Source organism: Arthrobacter sp. P1_A5 (assembly GCF_056406825.1).
Map to the genome: position 1 here is coordinate 1 of NZ_JBFTZL010000302.1, position 2,593 is coordinate 2,593.

At 70.0% G+C, this 2,593-nt stretch carries 2 protein-coding genes; both read right to left on the reverse strand.

Annotated features, from left to right (window positions below; genetic code table 11):
• Positions 1-821, reverse strand: an 821-nt coding sequence (locus AC1D1S_RS20595; protein WP_476995384.1) for a GTPase, incomplete at its 3' end; no start/stop codon positions are given.
• Entirely contained in the window at positions 818-2,590 is a 1,773-nt protein-coding gene (locus AC1D1S_RS20600) for a dynamin family protein (protein ID WP_459386012.1), read from the reverse strand. The genes AC1D1S_RS20595 and AC1D1S_RS20600, both read right to left, overlap by 4 nt.
• Positions 2,591-2,593 lie beyond the last annotated feature (3 nt).

Sequence of the window (2,593 nt, forward strand, 5' to 3'; positions counted from 1 at the left end):
CCTCGGCCCTCGGCAAGCCGGGCGGCGGCCAGCGTGACATCTGCCGCGAGTCGCTGTGACATCGCTTTACGCTGCATCGCCACCTGCCGGATCGCGGCGCGCACCTTGTCCACCCCCGTCCCCAACACGGCGGAAGCCCCGAGGACCTGAACTTTGTCCAGCCCGTCCCGCGCCAGGATAGCTGTGAGGGATTCCAGGACCGGCCGGACCTCGTGCTCCGGGAGCCTGTCGATCTGGTTGAGCACCACGATCGTCACGGCCCCGTGCGAGGACAGCGGGGCCAGGAAATCGTTGTGCACGGCGGCGTCGGCATATTTCTGCGGATCGAGGACCCAGACGAGGACGTCCACGAGGCCCACCATCCGCTGCACAATCTCCCGGTTGGCGGCCCTGGTCGAGTCAAAGTCCGGCAGGTCCAGAAGGATCAGCCCGGTGTCGTCGTCGGCGAACCCTTTGATCGGCGCCGCAGCGTGGCGCTTTCGGACCTCCAGCCAATCCAGCAGCGCATCGCTGCCCTGGACGCCCCAAATGCCCGCGAGCGGCTCGGTGGTGGTCGGCCTGCGCACGGCCGCCGTCGCGATCTCCTCGCCGCTTACGGCATTGAAGAGCGATGATTTGCCGCTGCCTGTGGCTCCAAAAAACCCAACCACCGTGTGGTCTCCGGACAGCGACCGCCGCGAACTCGCGCGGTCCAGCACCTGCAGGACACCGGCCAGGGTCTCCTCCGGGAGGACTCCGGATGCGAGCTCCGTGGCGCTGTTGAGCGCTTCCAGTCTGCGATCGAGCTGGGACGCCTCGCGGGCGGCGTTATGACGGCTCATGACGTGGCCGCCAGCCGGCGCAGTGCCGCCGCATGGCCGGCAATGGCTGAGGGCGGCACGCCGCCGTCGACCTCGAGCCGGGTCAAGAACCGCTGGCACTCCGCCGCCAGCAGGCTCTGGCACCGCAGATGCAGGTCTTCGCGCGCGGTCCGGGCGAGCCGGCGGACGGCGTCCTCCCCGAATACTGCCTCCAGGAGGCGCTGACCCACGACGGCGGTGCCGCCGGCGACTCCGATCTCAAGCCCGGTCAGGCCCGCGGTCATGGAGAACACCACAATCATCAGGGCAGCGCCGAGGCCGTTGATGCCGAAAGACAACCAGCGGGCCTGGGTGCGCTTGCCCTGGCCTTCGGTGCGGATAAGTTCCATCAGGCTCCCCTGCCAAGCGCGGATTTCGGCCGCCACAGCGTCCGCGAAGCCCTCGGAGGCACCGGAAACATCGTCTGTGCCCAGCACCTGCCTGCCGGCGGGGTCTGAACGCCACCGCTGGTCGGTGTGCTCGGCGGCCTTGGCGGCTTGATCGACAATGACCGCCTGCAGTCCCGTTTCGATCGCGGTTTCCACCCTGACTGCAGGCGCCGGTTCACCCCGGACGAACGCGCCCACGCGGTCACGGAAGCGTCCGATGTTCTGTTCCATGGCGCGGAAGAACTCCCCGGTTCCGACGAAGTCCTGCCAGCGTGCCAGCACTTCGCCGCGCAGCAGTGCGCCGTCGCGGGTGGCCTCAAGGATCCTGGCCACGGCGTCGTCATAGGCGTCGCGGGCGTCGGCTGCGAGAACATCGGCTGCGTGCTGCTGTTCGGACAGCGCCTGCTCCGCCGCGTCGACGCGGTGGGCGAGGGCGAGGAGGGTGCCGTTGAGGGTGCGCCGGGCTATTCCGGCCCGTCCCGCGGCGTCCCCTGCCAGCTTCCCGAGCCAAACGCGCAGCGGCTCGACGGCCTCTGCCGGAAGCATCCCTGCGGCATCCAGCGGCAGCTCCGGCACCACGAACAATTGGGCGGCCCCCAGCCCTTCCCGGCTGAGCATGGCCTGCAGATCCGCGCTAACCTCCGCTTCCGCCGCTGGCGGCACCCGGTCCAGGACCACGGCCACCATGATGTCGCGGGAGGCCGCATCCAGGAGCAGACGCCAGGGCACGGCGTCGGCATACCGGTTGGCTGTGGTGACAAACACCCAGAGGTCCGCGGCGGCAAGCAACTGCCCGGCCAGCTGCCGGTTGTTCTCGGAAACGGAGTCGACGTCGGGCGCGTCGACCACGGCGATTCCGGGCGGGACCGCGGAGTCGGAGACCAGGACCAGGGAAGTCACCGGGCCGGGATCCAACGCCGCATCAGCCGGGGCCTGCGCCCGGCCGTCCACGAGGGCACCCCGGATGCGGCCCAGGGCCGGCAGCACCCGCTGGCCCTCAAACCAGGCGGCGTCGGCGGGATGGTGGAGCAGGATGGGCTGGCGGGTGGTGGGGCGGATCGCACCGGCCCGCGTGACGGGGTGGCCCACCAGGGCGTTGACCAGGGTGGATTTTCCGGCCCCGGTGGAACCGCCCACCACGGCCAGCAGGGGCGCATCGAGGCTGCGGTACCGGGGCAGGATGTAGTCATCGAGTTGAGCCACGGCCCTTCGAAGGTCCAGGCGCGTTTGGTCTGTCCCGGGCAGGGCGAGCGGCAGCCGGAGGGCCGCGAGGTCCTGCCGCACTGCTTCCAGGAGGGCCACGCCGGTTGCGGCCCCGGGGCCGGTTTCATGGGAGCTCACTGCATCATCATGCCAGTTCAGAAC